The 15585-nt window shown below is 53.6% G+C and carries 14 protein-coding genes; 6 read left to right on the forward strand and 8 right to left on the reverse strand.

Annotated elements, in window-relative coordinates; translation table 11 throughout:
- The first annotated feature begins 17 nt into the window (after positions 1 to 17).
- Entirely contained in the window at positions 18 to 1436 is a 1419-nt protein-coding gene (gene mdtD / locus KGP16_RS26260) for a multidrug transporter subunit MdtD (protein WP_115160460.1), read from the forward strand.
- On the opposite strand, the gene rbsR is transcribed toward mdtD, so the two are convergent.
- From rbsR to kup, 7 genes are all read right to left on the reverse strand, one after another.
- Entirely contained in the window at positions 1433 to 2434 is a 1002-nt protein-coding gene (gene rbsR, locus KGP16_RS26265) for a ribose operon transcriptional repressor RbsR (protein ID WP_021181450.1), read from the reverse strand. The two genes, mdtD and rbsR, sit on opposite strands and share 4 nt — an antisense overlap.
- A gap of 4 nt (positions 2435 to 2438) precedes the next feature.
- Positions 2439 to 3365 carry a ribokinase gene (rbsK, locus tag KGP16_RS26270; RefSeq protein WP_059199294.1) on the reverse strand — a complete coding sequence of 309 codons (927 nt, stop codon included), beginning with the start codon at positions 3363 to 3365 and terminating at the stop codon, positions 2439 to 2441.
- Between the two features lie 62 nt (positions 3366 to 3427).
- Positions 3428 to 4315 (reverse strand): ribose ABC transporter substrate-binding protein RbsB, encoded by an 888-nt coding sequence (gene rbsB, locus KGP16_RS26275; RefSeq protein WP_021181448.1) that lies wholly within the window; start codon positions 4313 to 4315, stop codon positions 3428 to 3430.
- Between the two features lie 25 nt (positions 4316 to 4340).
- Positions 4341 to 5309 carry a ribose ABC transporter permease gene (gene rbsC, locus KGP16_RS26280; protein ID WP_059199292.1) on the reverse strand — a complete coding sequence of 323 codons (969 nt, stop codon included), beginning with the start codon at positions 5307 to 5309 and terminating at the stop codon, positions 4341 to 4343.
- 6 nt (positions 5310 to 5315) lie between these two features.
- Entirely contained in the window at positions 5316 to 6821 is a 1506-nt protein-coding gene (rbsA, locus tag KGP16_RS26285; RefSeq protein ID WP_094982448.1) for a ribose ABC transporter ATP-binding protein RbsA, read from the reverse strand.
- 7 nt (positions 6822 to 6828) lie between these two features.
- A complete protein-coding gene (rbsD, locus tag KGP16_RS26290; RefSeq protein ID WP_021181445.1) occupies positions 6829 to 7248 on the reverse strand; it encodes a D-ribose pyranase in 420 nt (139 codons plus the stop codon).
- Between the two features lie 167 nt (positions 7249 to 7415).
- Positions 7416 to 9284, reverse strand: a complete 1869-nt coding sequence (gene kup / locus KGP16_RS26295) for a low affinity potassium transporter Kup (protein ID WP_059199291.1) — start codon at positions 9282 to 9284, stop codon at positions 7416 to 7418.
- A 309-nt stretch (positions 9285 to 9593) separates the two neighbouring features.
- On the opposite strand from kup, the gene ravA reads away from it, so the two are divergent.
- Both ravA and viaA read left to right on the forward strand, forming a co-directional pair.
- Entirely contained in the window at positions 9594 to 11102 is a 1509-nt protein-coding gene (gene ravA / locus KGP16_RS26300; RefSeq protein ID WP_115160455.1) for an ATPase RavA, read from the forward strand.
- 2 nt (positions 11103 to 11104) lie between these two features.
- Positions 11105 to 12568 carry an ATPase RavA stimulator ViaA gene (gene viaA, locus KGP16_RS26305; RefSeq protein WP_223500562.1) on the forward strand — a complete coding sequence of 488 codons (1464 nt, stop codon included), beginning with the start codon at positions 11105 to 11107 and terminating at the stop codon, positions 12566 to 12568.
- Positions 12569 to 12571: 3 nt separating this feature from the next.
- On the opposite strand, the gene asnA is transcribed toward viaA, so the two are convergent.
- Complete coding sequence (gene asnA / locus KGP16_RS26310) at positions 12572 to 13564, reverse strand: aspartate--ammonia ligase (protein WP_021181441.1); 993 nt, start codon at positions 13562 to 13564, stop codon at positions 12572 to 12574.
- Positions 13565 to 13719: 155 nt separating this feature from the next.
- On the opposite strand from asnA, the gene asnC reads away from it, so the two are divergent.
- From asnC to hdeB, 3 genes are all read left to right on the forward strand, one after another.
- Positions 13720 to 14181 carry a transcriptional regulator AsnC gene (gene asnC / locus KGP16_RS26315; protein WP_021181440.1) on the forward strand — a complete coding sequence of 154 codons (462 nt, stop codon included), beginning with the start codon at positions 13720 to 13722 and terminating at the stop codon, positions 14179 to 14181.
- A 364-nt stretch (positions 14182 to 14545) separates the two neighbouring features.
- Complete coding sequence (locus KGP16_RS26320) at positions 14546 to 15133, forward strand: DUF308 domain-containing protein (RefSeq protein WP_223500564.1); 588 nt, start codon at positions 14546 to 14548, stop codon at positions 15131 to 15133.
- A gap of 48 nt (positions 15134 to 15181) precedes the next feature.
- Entirely contained in the window at positions 15182 to 15496 is a 315-nt protein-coding gene (hdeB, locus tag KGP16_RS26325; protein ID WP_223500565.1) for an acid-activated periplasmic chaperone HdeB, read from the forward strand.
- Positions 15497 to 15585 lie beyond the last annotated feature (89 nt).

A 15585-nucleotide genomic window follows, 5' to 3' on the forward strand; every position in this document is an offset into this window, starting at 1 on the left:
AGGAAAATGGGATCACGATGACAAAATCTGCACGCAGCATGGCAGGGTTGCCTTGGATCGCCGCGATGGCGTTCTTTATGCAGGCGTTGGATGCCACTATTCTCAATACCGCCTTACCGGCGATAGCCCACAGCCTCGACCGTTCCCCCTTGGCAATGCAGTCGGCGGTGATCAGTTACACCCTGACGGTTGCGATGCTAATCCCGGTGAGCGGCTGGCTGGCCGATCGCTTCGGCACCCGGCGAGTGTTTATTATCGCCGTATCACTGTTTACCTTTGGCTCGCTGTTGTGTGCCTTGTCCCCGACGCTGAGTTTCCTGGTCGCCTCACGTATTTTACAGGGGATTGGCGGCGCGATGATGATGCCGGTGGCACGCCTTGCCCTGTTGCGGGCCTATCCGCGTAGTGAGCTGTTGCCGGTACTGAACTTTGTCACCATGCCTGGCCTGGTTGGGCCAATAATAGGCCCGCTGCTTGGCGGCTGGCTGGTGACCTACGCTACCTGGCATTGGATCTTCCTGATTAACATCCCGATAGGCTTACTCGGCATCGTCTACGCCCGCAAATACATGCCGGACTTCACCACGCCGAAACGGCCGTTTGATTTCATTGGTTTTATGCTGTTTGGCCTTAGCCTGGTACTTATCTCCACCGGCCTGGAGCTGTTCGGCGAGCAGGTACTGGCCAATTACATTTCTCTGGGAGTGTTCCTGAGCGGCTTTGTGATGCTGTTTGGCTATATCATTCACGCCCGCCGCCACGCTCAGCCACTGATTGGGCTGGATCTGTTCAAGACCCGTACCTTTTCCGTCGGCATTGCCGGTAACGTGGCCTCGCGGCTAGGGACTGGCTGCGTTCCCTTCCTGATGCCGTTGATGCTGCAGGTGGCCTTTGGCTATTCGGCGATTGTCGCCGGTTGCATGATGGCCCCGACGGCGGTGGGTTCTCTGATGGCCAAGTCTACCGTTACCCAGGTGTTGCGCTGGTTCGGCTATCGTAAGACGTTGGTAGGTATCACTATCATTATCGGCGTATTGATTGCGCAGTTCTCTCTGCAAAGCCCAGGTATGCCGCTGTGGCTGATGATTTTGCCGCTGTTTGTTCTAGGGATGGCGATGTCGACGCAGTTTACCGCCATGAATACCATCAGCCTGGCAGACCTGAACGATGGCAACGCCAGTTCCGGCAATAGCGTATTGGCAGTGACGCAACAGCTGTCTATCAGCTTTGGCGTGGCGATCAGCGCCGCCGTGTTGCGCTTCTATGGTTCAATGGGGATCGGCACCATGATCGATCAGTTCCACTACACCTTTATTACCATGGGGATAGTGACCGTTGCTTCGGCCTTCGTCTTTATGCTGTTAAGAAGAAAAGACGGCAATAACCTGATCACCGGCAAAGAGAAATCACGCAAAGAAGCGAAGGCTACCAGTTAACGGTAACCGACGGAGTCTCTCTCCACCAGCTCTGGCGTCAGCACCAGGATCTGGGCATCCCGCTCAGGGTTTTGCAGGCGATTGATGAGCGCATCGATCGCCAGTTCCCCTAGCGAATCTTTGGGCTGATGAATGGTGCTGAGCGGTGGAGCCAGATATTTGGCCAGTTCGATATCGTCGTAACCCATCACGGCCATATCCTGTGGTACCACCAGCCCGGCCTGATACAACGCCTGATAAACGCCGACGGCGACGGCATCGTTGCCAGCAAACACCGCATGAGGAGGTTCGGCTAACGCCAGCAACTGCTTCATGGCATGCACGCCCCCTTCAAACTCAAAGTCGCAATACACCTCATAGCCCGGCAGGATTTCAAGGCCGGCACGCTTCATGGCGCGGCGATAGCCTTCCAAGCGATGGCGCGCGGTCGTTTTATCCAGCGGCCCGGCGATACAGGCGATTTGGCGATAGCCGCGAGCGATCAGATGATCGGTAGCCATTTCGCCCCCCAGCAACGAGTTATCCTGAATGATATCGTTGGCCCCTTCGAACGGCGACCAGTCCATCATCACGATCGGCAAAGAGGGGTAGCGGCTCAGTGCATCCTGCGAGGGGCGGTGGTTTTCGGTACACATCACCAGCAGGCCATCCACCCGCTTTTGCAACAGCGTTTCCATGCTGCTGTTCATACGCGCCACATCCTCCTCTGTGTTGCACAGGATCAGGCTGTAGCCACGCTCGTAGCAGCTGCGTTCCACGCCGCGCACCACTTCGGCATAAAACGGGTTATTACTGGAGGTCACCAGCATACCAATGGTGCGCGTCGTATTGAGTTTCAGGCTACGCGCCAGTGCGGAAGGGGCATAGTTTAGCTGTTCCACGGCCACCATGACTTTGTCACGCACGCTGTCGCTGACAAAGCGATTGTTATTGATCACGTGCGAGACCGTCGAGGTTGAAACACCCGCCAGGCGGGCAACATCTTTCATGGTAGCCAAAGCGTTATCCCTGTTGCTGCAAGAAGGCGTCAATCTCTTCACGCCATGGCACGGAAGGCTGTGCACCCGGCCGGGTAACGGCAATGGCCGCCGCCGCATGGGCGAAACGCACTGCATCGCTCATCACTTTACCTTCGAGCAAAGCAGTAACCAGAGCACCGTTGAACGTATCACCGGCCGCGATGGTATCCACCGCTTTGACCTTAAAGCCCGGAACCAGTTTGCCTTTACCGTTTTCGCTCAACCATACGCCACGACTACCGAGGGTGATAATCACGCAGCCAATACCTTTATCATGCAGGATGCTGGCGGCACGTTCGGCGTCAGCGTCATTATTCACCGCGATACCGGTCAGCCGCTGGGCTTCGGTTTCGTTCGGGGTGATCATGTCAACCATGGCTAACAATTCGTCAGGCAGCTCACAGGCCGGAGCCGGGTTGAGGATCACCTGGGTTTGGTGCTGCTTGGCCAGTTTGGCGGCGGCAATCACCGTCTCCAGCGGTGACTCAAGCTGCATCAATAGCGCATCGGCATCGATAACCCGTTGCCGATAGCGGTTGAGATATTCGGGAGTGACCGCCGCGTTGGCACCGGCATCGATACCAATCACGTTTTCGCCTTCGGCATTGACGAAAATCAGCGCTACGCCGGTAGTACTGTCGGCAATAGCTTCAATCGGTTGGGTATCAATGCGATCGGTTGCCAGCTGTTGGCGAATACGTTCACCAATATCGTCTGCACCTACGCAGGCAATAAAAGCAATGTCCGCACCGCTGCGCCCGGCAGCCACCGCCTGGTTAGCCCCTTTGCCACCAAAGGCGACCTTATACTGCTGGCCGATCACCGTTTCGCCCGGCTGGGGAAACTGGTTGATATTGAGGATATGGTCGGCATTGATGCTGCCCAAAACCACCAGCTTTGCTGTTTCCATCACAGGGTTCCCTAAAATTGCGCGCCATCGTCACGCCCCGTTCCGATGGCGCTGGAGATGACTTACTTGGTAACCAGTTTCAAATCAACCGGGATAGTCGCCGGTACTTTCTCGCCTTTCAAGATCTTATCTGCCGTTTCTACGCCAATCACGCCGATTTGATCCGGACGCTGTGCCACGGTGGCAGCCAGTTTACCGCCTTCAACCGCTTTCACGCCGTCTGCGGTGCCGTCAAAACCAACGACGATGACATCCGTTTTACCAGCGGTTTGCAACGCACGCAGCGCGCCCAGTGCCATTTCATCGTTCTGTGCAAACACCGCCTGCACGTCTGGATGCGCGGTCAGCAGGTTCTGCATCACGTTCAGGCCCTTGGTACGATCGAAGTCCGCCGGCTGGCTGGCCAGCAGTTTAAATTTGTTCTGCTCCAGTGACTGTTGGAAGCCTTCGCCACGTTCACGGGCAGCAGATGTCCCGGCAATGCCTTCCAGCTGGATCACCTTGGCATCGGCCCCTACTTTGTTGGCGATAAAGTCACCGGCCATTTTACCGCCCACGCGGTTGTCGGAAGCGATATGGCTGACTACTTCGCCTTTCGCTGCCATACGGTCGAGCGTAATGACCGGGATCTTGGCCTGGTTGGCCATCTTGATGGCGTTACCTACCGCGTCAGAATCGGTTGGGTTAATCAGCAGCAGTTTCGGGTTCTGCACCATCAGATCCTGCACGTTGGCCAACTCTTTCGCCGGATTGTTCTGGGAATCCAGCACCACCAGGTTGTAACCCAGTTTGTTGGCTTCCAACTGCGCCCCTTCTTTCATCGAAACAAAGAACGGGTTGTTGAGCGTAGAAACCACCAGCGCGATGGTGTCTTTTGCCAGGGCGTTAGCACTCAGGGTGGCGGTTAACGCGATGGCCGAAACTAAGGTTGCCAGTTTTTTCATTTTCATGGTCGTGATTCCTGTAGGGGAGAGGTTACTTGTTACTTTTGTTGTCTACCAGAACCGCCAGCAGAATAACGGCTGCTTTCACGATCATTTGGTAGTAGGAAGAAACACCCAGTAAATTCAAACCGTTGTTCAGGAAGCCAAGGATCAGCGCCCCGATCAGGGTACCGACGATGCGCCCTTTACCCCCAGCCAGGCTGGTACCACCCAGTACCACCGCAGCGATGGCATCCAGCTCATAGCCGGTACCCGCAGTAGGTTGCGCAGAGGACAGGCGCGCCACTTCAATGACCCCAGCCAGTGCCGCCAGCAGGCCGCACAGGGAATAAACGATGATTTTAACCCTATCAACGCTGATACCGGAAAGGCGGGTAGCCGCTTCGTTGCCGCCCAGCGCATAGATATAGCGGCCAAGACGGGTATGATGCAGCATATACCAGGCGGCGACAAACACGATGGCCATGATCCAGATCGGGGTAGGAACGCCTAACGGGCGGCCAATCCCGAACCAGCCGAAGGCGTCGGCAACGTCGGTAAAGCCGGTATTGATCGGGCTACCGTTGGTGTACACCATGGTCACGCCGCGCAGTAACAGCATCATCACCAGGGTGGCGATAAACGCCTGAACCTTGCCTTTGGCCACGATAATCCCGGTACAGGCCCCTACCGCTGCCCCCAATGCCAGCGCAGCTGCCACAGCCACCACCGCATTGACTTCAAATCCGACAATCGAAGCGGCTACCGCCCCGGTCAGCGCCAACAGAGATCCGACCGACAGATCGATGCCGGAAGTCAGGATCACCAACGTCATGCCGACCGCCATAATGGCATTCACCGAGGTTTGCTGCAGAATATTGAACAGGTTATTAACGGTGAAGAAATTCGGGCTCATCGAAGACACCACAGCAATCAGCACCAGCAGGGCAATCAGCGATTTCTGCTCCAACAGCCACTCTTTACTGAACCAGCGCTTAGCTGCAACACTTTGTGAACTCATATCTGATTACTCCTGCTTTACGCCGTATTGCTTGCCAACGGCTGCTGCCATCAGCACTTCCTGGGTGGCCTGTTCAATCGGGAATTCGCCGCTGAGGTGGCCTTCATGCATCACCAGGATGCGGTCGCTCATGCCCAGCACCTCCGGCATTTCCGAAGACACCAATATGATGCTCAGCCCTTCCTGCTTGAACTGGTTGATTAACTGGTAGATCTCTTTTTTGGCCCCGACGTCGACGCCGCGTGTCGGTTCATCGAGGATCAGCACCTTTGGCCGGGTCATCAAGCCACGGGCAATCGCCACTTTTTGCTGATTGCCGCCGGAAAGCAGGCCAATCGGCTGCTCCATCGACGGCGTTTTGATATTGAACAGGCGGATAAAATCGCTGACGGCGATCTGCTCGTCGGCATGTTTCAGGCCACCACCGGCACGGCTGAAATAGCGCAGCGCGGTCAGCGACATGTTTTCCTTCACCGACATCCCCAACACCAGGCCATCGCGCTTACGGTCTTCGGAGATATAGACAATGCCGTTGGCCAGTCCGTCCTGAGGAGTACGAGTCACCACCTCATGGCCGTCCAGGTTCACGGTGCCGCTTTTACGTGGCGCCGCTCCGTACAGGATCTTCATCAGCTCGGTACGCCCAGCCCCCATCAGGCCAGCCACACCCAAAATCTCACCACGGTATAAAGTAAAGCTGACGTCATGCACGCCAGGGCCGGAAACGTGGCTCACCTGCAGGCGTTTTTCACCGCGCGGCAGGTTCAGGCGTGGATACTGCTCTTCCAGCTTGCGACCCACCATCATTTCAATCAGCGAATCTTCATTCAGTTCGGCAACCGGCCGCTCGGCAATAAATTGCCCGTCACGGAATACGGTCACATCGTCGCAGATTTCGAAGATCTCTTTCAGGCGGTGGGAGATATAAACAATACCGCGGCCTTCGGCTTTCAGCTCGTTGATCACTTTAAACAGCGAGGCGGTTTCGGTATCGGTCAGGGCATCGGTCGGCTCATCCATGATGATCACTTTGGATTCAAAGCTCAGCACCTTGGCGATTTCCACCATTTGCTGATCGCCAATCGACAATTCCCCCACCAGCCGATGGCTGCTGTAGCGCAGGTTCAAACGCGCCAGCAGTTTGTCCGCTTCGGCATACATGCGTTTCCAGTCGATGCGGCCAAAACGGTTAACGAACTCGCGGCCAAGAAAGATGTTCTCGGCAATGGTCAGCTGCGGGATCAGGTTCAGTTCTTGGTGGATGATGCCGATACCCGCGTCCTGCGAATCCTTCGGCCCGTTGAAGGCCACTTCCTTGCCGAGGAAATATTGGCTGCCCGCATCTTTGTTATAGATACCGGTCAGCACTTTCATCATGGTGGACTTGCCAGCACCGTTTTCCCCCACCAGCGCCATCACCCTGCCGGGATAAACGCTCAGGGCGGCCCCAGAAAGCGCCTTCACGCCGGGAAAGGCCTTATCGATCCCCTTCAGTTGCAGTAAAGGTTGCATAGGCGCCTCAGAAAGTTACGCCGGAGCACAGGATCACGTTCGCGTAGGGCGAACATTCTCCGCTGCGGATCACGGCCCGGCTATGTTCGGTTTGCGCTTTAAACGCGCTGTGGCTGATATAGCTGATGCTGATGGTATTGCCCTGGTGTTGGCCAAGCTGAGTCAGTTGAGCCAGTAATGCCTCGTGGAGCGACGGGTTATGCTTGACGATCTCTTCCGCCAGGATGGCGCTCTCTACCTGCATTTCCTGCGTCACCACGCCTACAACCTGCAAGAATGTCGGCACCCCTTGGGTCAGCGCCAGATCGATACGCGGCGTCACGGCCGGGATCGGCAAGCCTGCATCGCAAATCGCGATCTGATCGGTGTGGCCGAGACGAGAGACCACCGCAGAAACGTCAGAATTCAGTAGTACGCCTTTTTTCATGAGTAAACTCCAGCAGCGAAACGTTTCGCTATTGAGTCAGTGTAGAAAATCAGCAGAGGAAGACAACCCTGTCATAGCGGAAATGTGATCGCCATCGAAACGTTTCGCTCACGTTTGATAAAGCGTAGCTAAAAAAGAAGGGCCCAGCAAATGCTGAGCCCTCTCTTTTAGATTTCGACCTGGGTTCCCAGTTCGATGACCCGGTTGGGCGGGATCTCAAACTGGTCGGCAGCCCGCAATGCGTTGCGGCTCAGGGCGATAAACAGCTTGCCGCGCAGGAACAGATACCACGGCCGTTTGGTGAGGATCAGCGATTCATGGGACATAAAGAACGACGTCTCCATCATCCGGCATGGCAGCCCTTCCAACCCACAGCGGTGGAAGACTTCCTCAACGTTCGGCGTTTCACGCCAGCCATAGCTGGCTACCACTCGCCAGAAGGTCGGTGACAATTGCTCAATCGTCACACGCCGGACGTTATGCACATAAGGGGCATCTTCGGTACGCAAGGTCAGCAGCACTACCCGCTCATGCAGCACTTTGTTGTGCTTGAGGTTATGCAACAGGGCAAACGGGATCACGTTAATCGCCCGCGACATAAACACCGCAGTGCCCGGCACGCGAACCGGTGGCGATTTTTCCAGTGAGGCAATCAGTGCTTCAAGGGAGTTACCGTGCTCATGCATCCGGCGCAGCAGGCGGAAACGTTCACTCTTCCAGGTGATCATGATCAGGAACATCACCAGGGCCAACATCAGTGGCAACCAACCGCCAGAGAACAGTTTCAAGGCGTTCGCCGAGAACATCGGCACATCGATAATCAGCAGCATCACCAGAATGCCTCCCACCAGGAAGCGATTCCAATGCCAATTCTTGATGGCGACGGAAGTGATCAGGATGCTGGTCAATACCATGGTGCCGGTCACCGCAATACCATAGGCCGCGGCCAGGTTACTGGAGTGTTCGAAGCCCACAATCACCAACACCACGGCGATATACAGGGTCCAGTTGATCACCGGGATATAGATCTGGCCGGACTCCATTTCCGAGGTATGAATGATGCGCATCGGTGACAGATAGCCCAGACGAACGGCCTGGCGGGTCAACGAGAAAACGCCGGAAATGACCGCCTGCGAGGCAATAACCGTGGCCAGCGTAGCCAATATCAACAGCGGGATCAGCGCCCAATCGGGGGCCAACAGGAAGAACGGGTTCTTGATCGCTTCCGGATTTTTCAGCAGCAATGCGCCTTGGCCGAAGTAGTTAAGCACCAGCGAAGGCAGCACCACGGTGAACCAGGCCAGGCGGATCGGGAATTTGCCAAAGTGGCCCATATCGGCATACAGCGCTTCCACACCGGTAATCGACAGTACCACCGCACCGAGCGCGAAGAACGACACCTTCTTATATTCAACAAAGAAGTTGAGGGCCCATTTAGGGTTCAGCGCCTGCAACACTTCCGGGTTGGCGATAATGCTGCGCGCCCCCAGGACCGCCAATACGATAAACCACAGCAGCATCACCGGGGCAAACAGTTTGCCCACGCTACCGGTGCCATGTTTTTGGATGGCGAACAGTAAGGTCAGTACCAGAATAGACAGCGGGACGATGTAGGGATCAAGCGACGGGGCTGCAATCTCCAACCCTTCGATCGCCGACATCACCGAGATCGCCGGGGTGATCACTACCTCGCCATAGAAGAAGCTGCCACCAATCAGGCCCAGGATCACCAGCAAAGAGGTCGTACGTGCCGAGGTATGGCGCCCAGCCAAAGACATCAACGTCAGTATCCCGCCTTCACCGGCGTTATCCGCACGCATGACGTAGGTGAGATACTTCAAGGAAACGATGACGATCAACATCCAGAAGATTAAGGAAAGAAAACCAAACACCACGTCGGGACGGACATCAAAACCGTAATGACCGGAAAAACATTCTCGCAAGGTATAGAGCGGGCTGGTGCCGATATCACCGTAAACGACCCCAATAGCCGCCAGGGTAACCGCCGATAAAGACTGTTTATGTTCTGTGCTCATAGTTTGCTTCTTTTGCTAGATCATCCGTCAACCGATGCATCAGCATCAGGTTAAAGATACGGGCTCCAAGATCCGTCACACCCGGTAAAAGGCGCACAGTATGCATCATTTATAGCACTTGCCTACTCTACTATCTGACCCCAAAAATAAACAAAATGTGAATCACCCCCCTTGTTGAGCATAGAAAAATTTTACTAATCAACCAGCTATAGGGCTAAAAATAATGATGGTTTATCATCGGATTCTCTAGCAAGATTGGCTGTCGGCCTGGGTGGCAGGCTCTAACCTCCGGACAACGCGAGCTATTTTATGGCGTCATCAACACTTCTGGCAGAACGGATCGCCCGCCTCAGCAGTGCGCTGGAGAGCGGCCTTTATGAACGGCAAGAGGCTATCAGGCTTTGCTTGCTGGCAGCCTTGTGCGGCGAAAGCGTGTTCCTGCTGGGCCCGCCGGGGATCGCCAAGAGCCTGATCGCCCGCCGGCTGAAATTTGCCTTCCGCAGCGCTCGCTCCTTTGAATACCTGATGACGCGCTTTTCCACGCCGGAAGAGGTGTTTGGCCCGCTGTCGATCCAGGCTCTGAAAGATGAAGGCCGCTATCAGCGTCTGACTGCGGGTTATCTGCCCGAAGCCGAGATTGTCTTTCTTGATGAAATCTGGAAGGCTGGCCCGGCTATCCTCAATACCCTGCTGACCGCGATCAACGAGCGCCGCTTCCGTAACGGTAATAGTGAAGAGCCCATTCCCCTGCGCCTGCTGGTCACCGCCTCCAATGAATTACCCGAGGCCGATAGCAGCCTTGAAGCGTTGTATGACCGTATGCTGATCCGGCTGTGGCTCGATAAGGTGCAGGATAAGCAGAATTTTCGCTCGCTGTTGGTAGCCCGGCAGAATGAAAACGACAACCCGGTGCCCGAGGCACTAAGCATCAGCGATGAAGAGTTCCACCAATGGCAACCGCTGATCGATAAGGTCAAACTGCCGGAAAACTGCTTTGAACTGATCTTTCTGCTGCGCCAACGGTTAGACGCCTTGGAACAGGCGCCTTATGTTTCCGACCGGCGTTGGAAGAAATCCCTGCGCTTACTGCAAGCCTGCGCCTTTTTCAGCGGCCGCGACACCATTGTACCGTTGGATTTAATGCTGTTGAAGGATTGCCTGTGGCACGATCGGACATCATTAAAGTTGTTACAGCAACAAATCGATCAGTTGCTGACCGAACAGGCCTATCAGCAGCAAACCTTGTTGATCCAGCTACAGCAGATCCACACCCGCTGGATGCAGCATCAACAGCAGCAGAGCCATCGTCAGGCAATCCAACTGGTGAAAAAAGGCGGCATGTTCAGCCGCAAGCCACAATACGTGCTGGAGCATCCGCTCACTGGCACCACTTTGACGCTGCTGCTGCAAAAACCGTTACAACTGCACGACATCCAGGTTAACCACCTGAGTATCGAAAGCAGTATGCTGGAAAACTGGCTGCAAAAAGGGGGCGAGGTACGCGCCAAGCTTAACGGCATTGGTTTTGCCCAGCAGATCGATCTGGAAGTCGATGAGCAACTGCATCTGACCGTGCTGGACGTCAGCCGCCAGCCCTCCCTGCTGGCCCTGCCGGGTAAACCGACCGGGGGAACCCCGCCAGAATTCCTGGACGAAATAGAAACGCTAAGCCAGCGCCAGGCAGAGCAGCGGCGGTTATTCAGCCAGCATCAGCCTTGCCTGTTCACCCCTGCCGCCGGGTTGGCGAAAATTGAAGCCAGCCTGTTGCAGGTGGCCGAGCAGATCAAACAGCTGTCCCAGCAAATGCGCGGACAGTAACCATGCTGAGCCTCGAAACGCTCGATATGCTGTTGTCGATCTCCGAAGGCGAGCTGATCGAAGAACTGATCATTGGCATGTTGGCAACGCCGCAATTGGCGGTGTTTTTCAATAAATTCCCGGCAATACGTCGGGCGATCAACCGCGATCTGCCTCAATGGAAGCTGCAACTGAAGGATCGCATTCAGCAAGCCGTGGTGCCGCCGGTGCTGGCGCAAGAGTTTTACCGCTATCAGCAGTGCCAGTTGGAAAGCCACGGCCAGTTCTCGCAAAACCTTAACGACACGCTCGATCTGCTACGCCAATGCGCATCGCCGTTTTACGCCCAGGCACGGAGCATGGTGGACGCCGCCGACCTCCCCGCTCATCCGCTCGATGGCAGCTTCCAGACCCTGTTTCTGCAACGCTGGCGCATTAGCCTGACGCTGCAGGCCACGATGCTGCACCATAAGTTACTGGAGCAGGAGCGTGAACAACTGATGGCCGAGCTGCAAGAGCGGCTGGCACTGAGCGGCGCACTGGAACCTGTGCTGGCAGAGAACGACACGGCCGCAGGCAGATTGTGGGATATGAGCAAAGGCCAGTTACAACGCGGTGACTACCAACGGCTGGTGGAGTACGGTGACTTCCTGCAACAGCAGCCAGAGCTACAAAAGCTGGCACAGCAACTGGGCCGCAGCTATGAAGCCAAAGCTGTGCAGCAACAAGATGCGCAACCTGAACCGTACCGGGTAATGGTGCAGGTACCCGCCATTCAGCCGGAAGAGGTCAGCGGTATACACCAAAGTGACGACATCCTGCGGCTACTGCCACCCGAACTGGCGGCGCTGGGCATTGAAGAGTTGGAGTTTGAGTTTTACCGGCGGCTGCTGGAAAAACGGTTGCTGACCTATCGCCTGCAAGGGGATGCCTGGCAGGAACAGATCATGATGCGCCAGGTCACTCATCAGCAGCAGGACCGGCAGCCACGCGGGCCATTTATTGTCTGCGTAGATACTTCCGGCTCAATGGGCGGCTTTAATGAACAATGCGCCAAGGCCTTTTGCCTGGCACTGCTGCGCATTGCTCTGGCAGATAACCGCCGCTGCTACATCATGCTGTTTGCCAGCCAGATTGTGCACTATGAACTGACGGCCGCCAGCGGTATCGAACAGGCAGTGCGGTTCCTGGGCCAGCATTTTCGTGGCGGGACGGATTTGGCCGCCTGCCTGAACGCCACTGTCGGCAAAATGGCGGAAAGCGACTGGTTTGACGCCGATGCGGTGATTATTTCCGATTTTATTGCCCAGCGGTTGCCGGAAGAGGTGATCAAGAAGGTGAAGTCACAGCAGCACAGCCACCAGCAACGCTTTCATGCGGTGGCTATGTCAGCCTATGGCAAACCCGGCATCATGCGCATCTTCGATCATATCTGGCGCTTTGATACCGGGTTAAAAAGCCGTTTACTGCGGCGTTGGAGTCGCTAGCTGTTACAGCAGCCCAGCAACGCTCTCGCGTACTTCTGGTCCCCACACGCCACACTGAACCTGCCCAATATGCGACAGTTGCAGCAGCAGCATCACCAGGCGTGATTGGCCAATACCGCCACCAATCGTCTGAGGCATTTCACCACGCAGCAGGGACTGGTGCCATTCCAGCTTCAGGCGATCCAGATCGTCGGTTAACGTCAGCTGATGTTGCAGCGCCGCCGCATCAACGCGGATGCCCATTGAAGAGAGTTCAAACGCATCCTGCAGCACCGGGTTCCACACCACGATGTCACCGTTCAACCCTTTCAGCCCTTCGATACCTGGCGTGGTCCAGTCATCATAATCCGGTGCACGTACGTCATGGGATTTGCCATGTGAGAGTTTGCCACCAATACCAATCAGGAATACTGCTCCCAATTCTTTGGCGATCGCACGTTCACGGCCTTTGGCATCCAGCTCAGGGTAACGTTGCAGCAGCGTTTCGCTGTGAACAAAGTGGATCTGTTCTGGCAGGAACGGTGCCAGACCAAATTCACGGCTCACCGCGGCTTCCGTTTCTTTTATAGAGGCATAGATACGCTTAACGGTATCTTGCAGGTAAGCCGGGCTACGTTCGCCATCTCCCATTACACGTTCCCAATCCCACTGATCGACATACACCGAGTGGATCGGCGTCAGGCGATCTTCATCCGGGCGCAGCGCTTTCATATGGGTATACACACCTTCACCCGCGCTGAAATCGTGCTCGCCCAGGGTTTTACGCTTCCATTTAGCCAGCGAGTGCACCACTTCAAACGTCGAGTCCGGTAGGCTTTTGACCTTCACCTGAACGGCTTTTTCACTGCCCGAAAGGTTATCTTGAGTACCGTCACCCAGTCGGCTGAGGATCGGAGCCTGCACTTCAATCAGGCCAAGCTGCTGTTCCAACTGGCGGGAGAAGAAGGATTTCACGAAGCTGATTTGTTGTTGTTTTTGGATAAACTGCTTTTTCATTGCCGTATCTCTTGAATAACCTGTCTAGTTGCCAATGATTAAGCAACAGAATGGCATCTAAATTCAATATCCATCAATCAATATTGCCTTTTCGCTTTTAATCAGTCATTTTTAAGCGGTGATAATTCAACAAACGGCAATTAAAGGGGCATTTAATGGCAGAAATTTATCAGATCGATAATCTCGATCGCGGCATCCTCAACGCGTTAATGGAGAATGCCCGCATGCCTTACGCCGAACTGGCGAAGAATTTTGCCGTCAGCCCCGGCACCATTCATGTGCGCGTGGAGAAGATGAAACAGGCCGGGATCATCACCGGAACGCGGGTTGATGTGAACCCAAAGCAGCTGGGTTACGACGTCTGCTGTTTTATCGGCATCATATTGAAGAGTGCCAAGGACTACCCTTCGGCGCTGAAAAAGCTCGAAAGCCTGGAGGAAGTAGTGGAAGCCTATTACACCACCGGCCACTACAGCGTGTTTATCAAGGTGATGTGCCGTTCGATCGATGCGTTGCAACAGGTTCTGATCAACAAGATCCAGACCATCGATGAGATTCAGTCAACGGAGACGCTGATCTCCCTGCAGAATCCTATCATGCGTACCATTACGCCTTAATAAGCGATTTTTCACAGCCCACAAGCCTCTATGATAGGCCCGTGGTGCTGTGTAAAACAGCCCAAACATGATTTGAGTAAAATCAAAAAAAGATTGAAAATCGAGTTTACGGAGGGCACGTTTGCATCAATAGGGTGTTTCTGAAGCATGTTGATCAATTGTTGATTAATTTGGTTATGCACGTAAATATCAGTAATCTATTAATAATTATAAATGTAAGTCTTACATATGTAGGAATCATACGACATCTGTCGTTATATGCTCTTATATACCTAATGAGTCGTTTAAAATATTATTCTCTCACTTTATAGAACTACACTTTGATCATGCGCTGATAACAGGCGTGGCAAGCAAGGGAGAGATCATGGTTTATATTGACAGTGATACCATTAACAAACTCAGTCTCCGGATATTGAGCAAATATAAAAAAACAGTTTTGTTTTTAGCCGTATTGTTTTTACTGTGCGGCACTTTATGTTTACTGATCCCTGTCTATTCTGGCATTGCTTTGAGCTACCTTATAGGAAGCTTATTTGTTATTTCAGGGGTATACTCCTTCGTCAGCGCATTCGCTTTCATAAAAAACACTTCGAGTTTTTTTTCATTGCTTCTGTTCGGTATTATCTATGCTTTTCTGGGAGTGAGTTTTTTATCAAGCCCCATGATAGGAATGAATATTCTTTCAATGCTCATTTGCATTCTATTTTTGTTAGGGGGATTGAGTCGTCTGACCACAGCATTTAACAATAGTGAAATGATTGGGCGTTACTGGTGTATTTTTATCGGGATCCTGGATTTTGCTATTGCATTCCTGTGGCTGAGTGCTGGTGAAAACACATCATATCTATTAACCGTAATGTTAATCGGTCTTGAAATGGTGTTAACTTCATGGTTTTTCTTCATGCTTAACTATGGTTTAAACCATCATAAGGACAGTTACTCCGGCGCATAATTTCGACACATTTTTCAATATTTTCATTATTAACAGGAGATAATTATCATGACTAAACTTACCAAAAATATCCTTATCGCTTCCGCTTTGGTTGTAGCTGGCATTAATGTTGCCAACGCAGAAACCACGGTTAAAACAACCCCGCAGGATATGACTTGCAAAGAATTTATCGATCTGAATCCTAAGGCAATGACCCCCGTAGCATTCTGGGTGGTCAATAAAGATAATGTTTTTCAGCAAGGTGATTATGTTGACTGGAATGAAGTAGAAACCACCTACGTTCCACTGGTCATCAAAGCCTGCAAGCAAAAACCTGAAAGCAAGCTGGAAGAATTTAAGCAGTGGATTAACGACATTAAATAATGTCTATCAGATAAAGTCAGCTATCTACGATAACTGACTTTATCTGTATAAAAAATTAACTCCACACTAATACCCTTCAAAATTAGTTA

It is taken from the genome of Serratia sp. JSRIV006 (assembly GCF_019968685.1).
GTDB lineage: Bacteria > Pseudomonadota > Gammaproteobacteria > Enterobacterales > Enterobacteriaceae > Chania > Chania fonticola_B.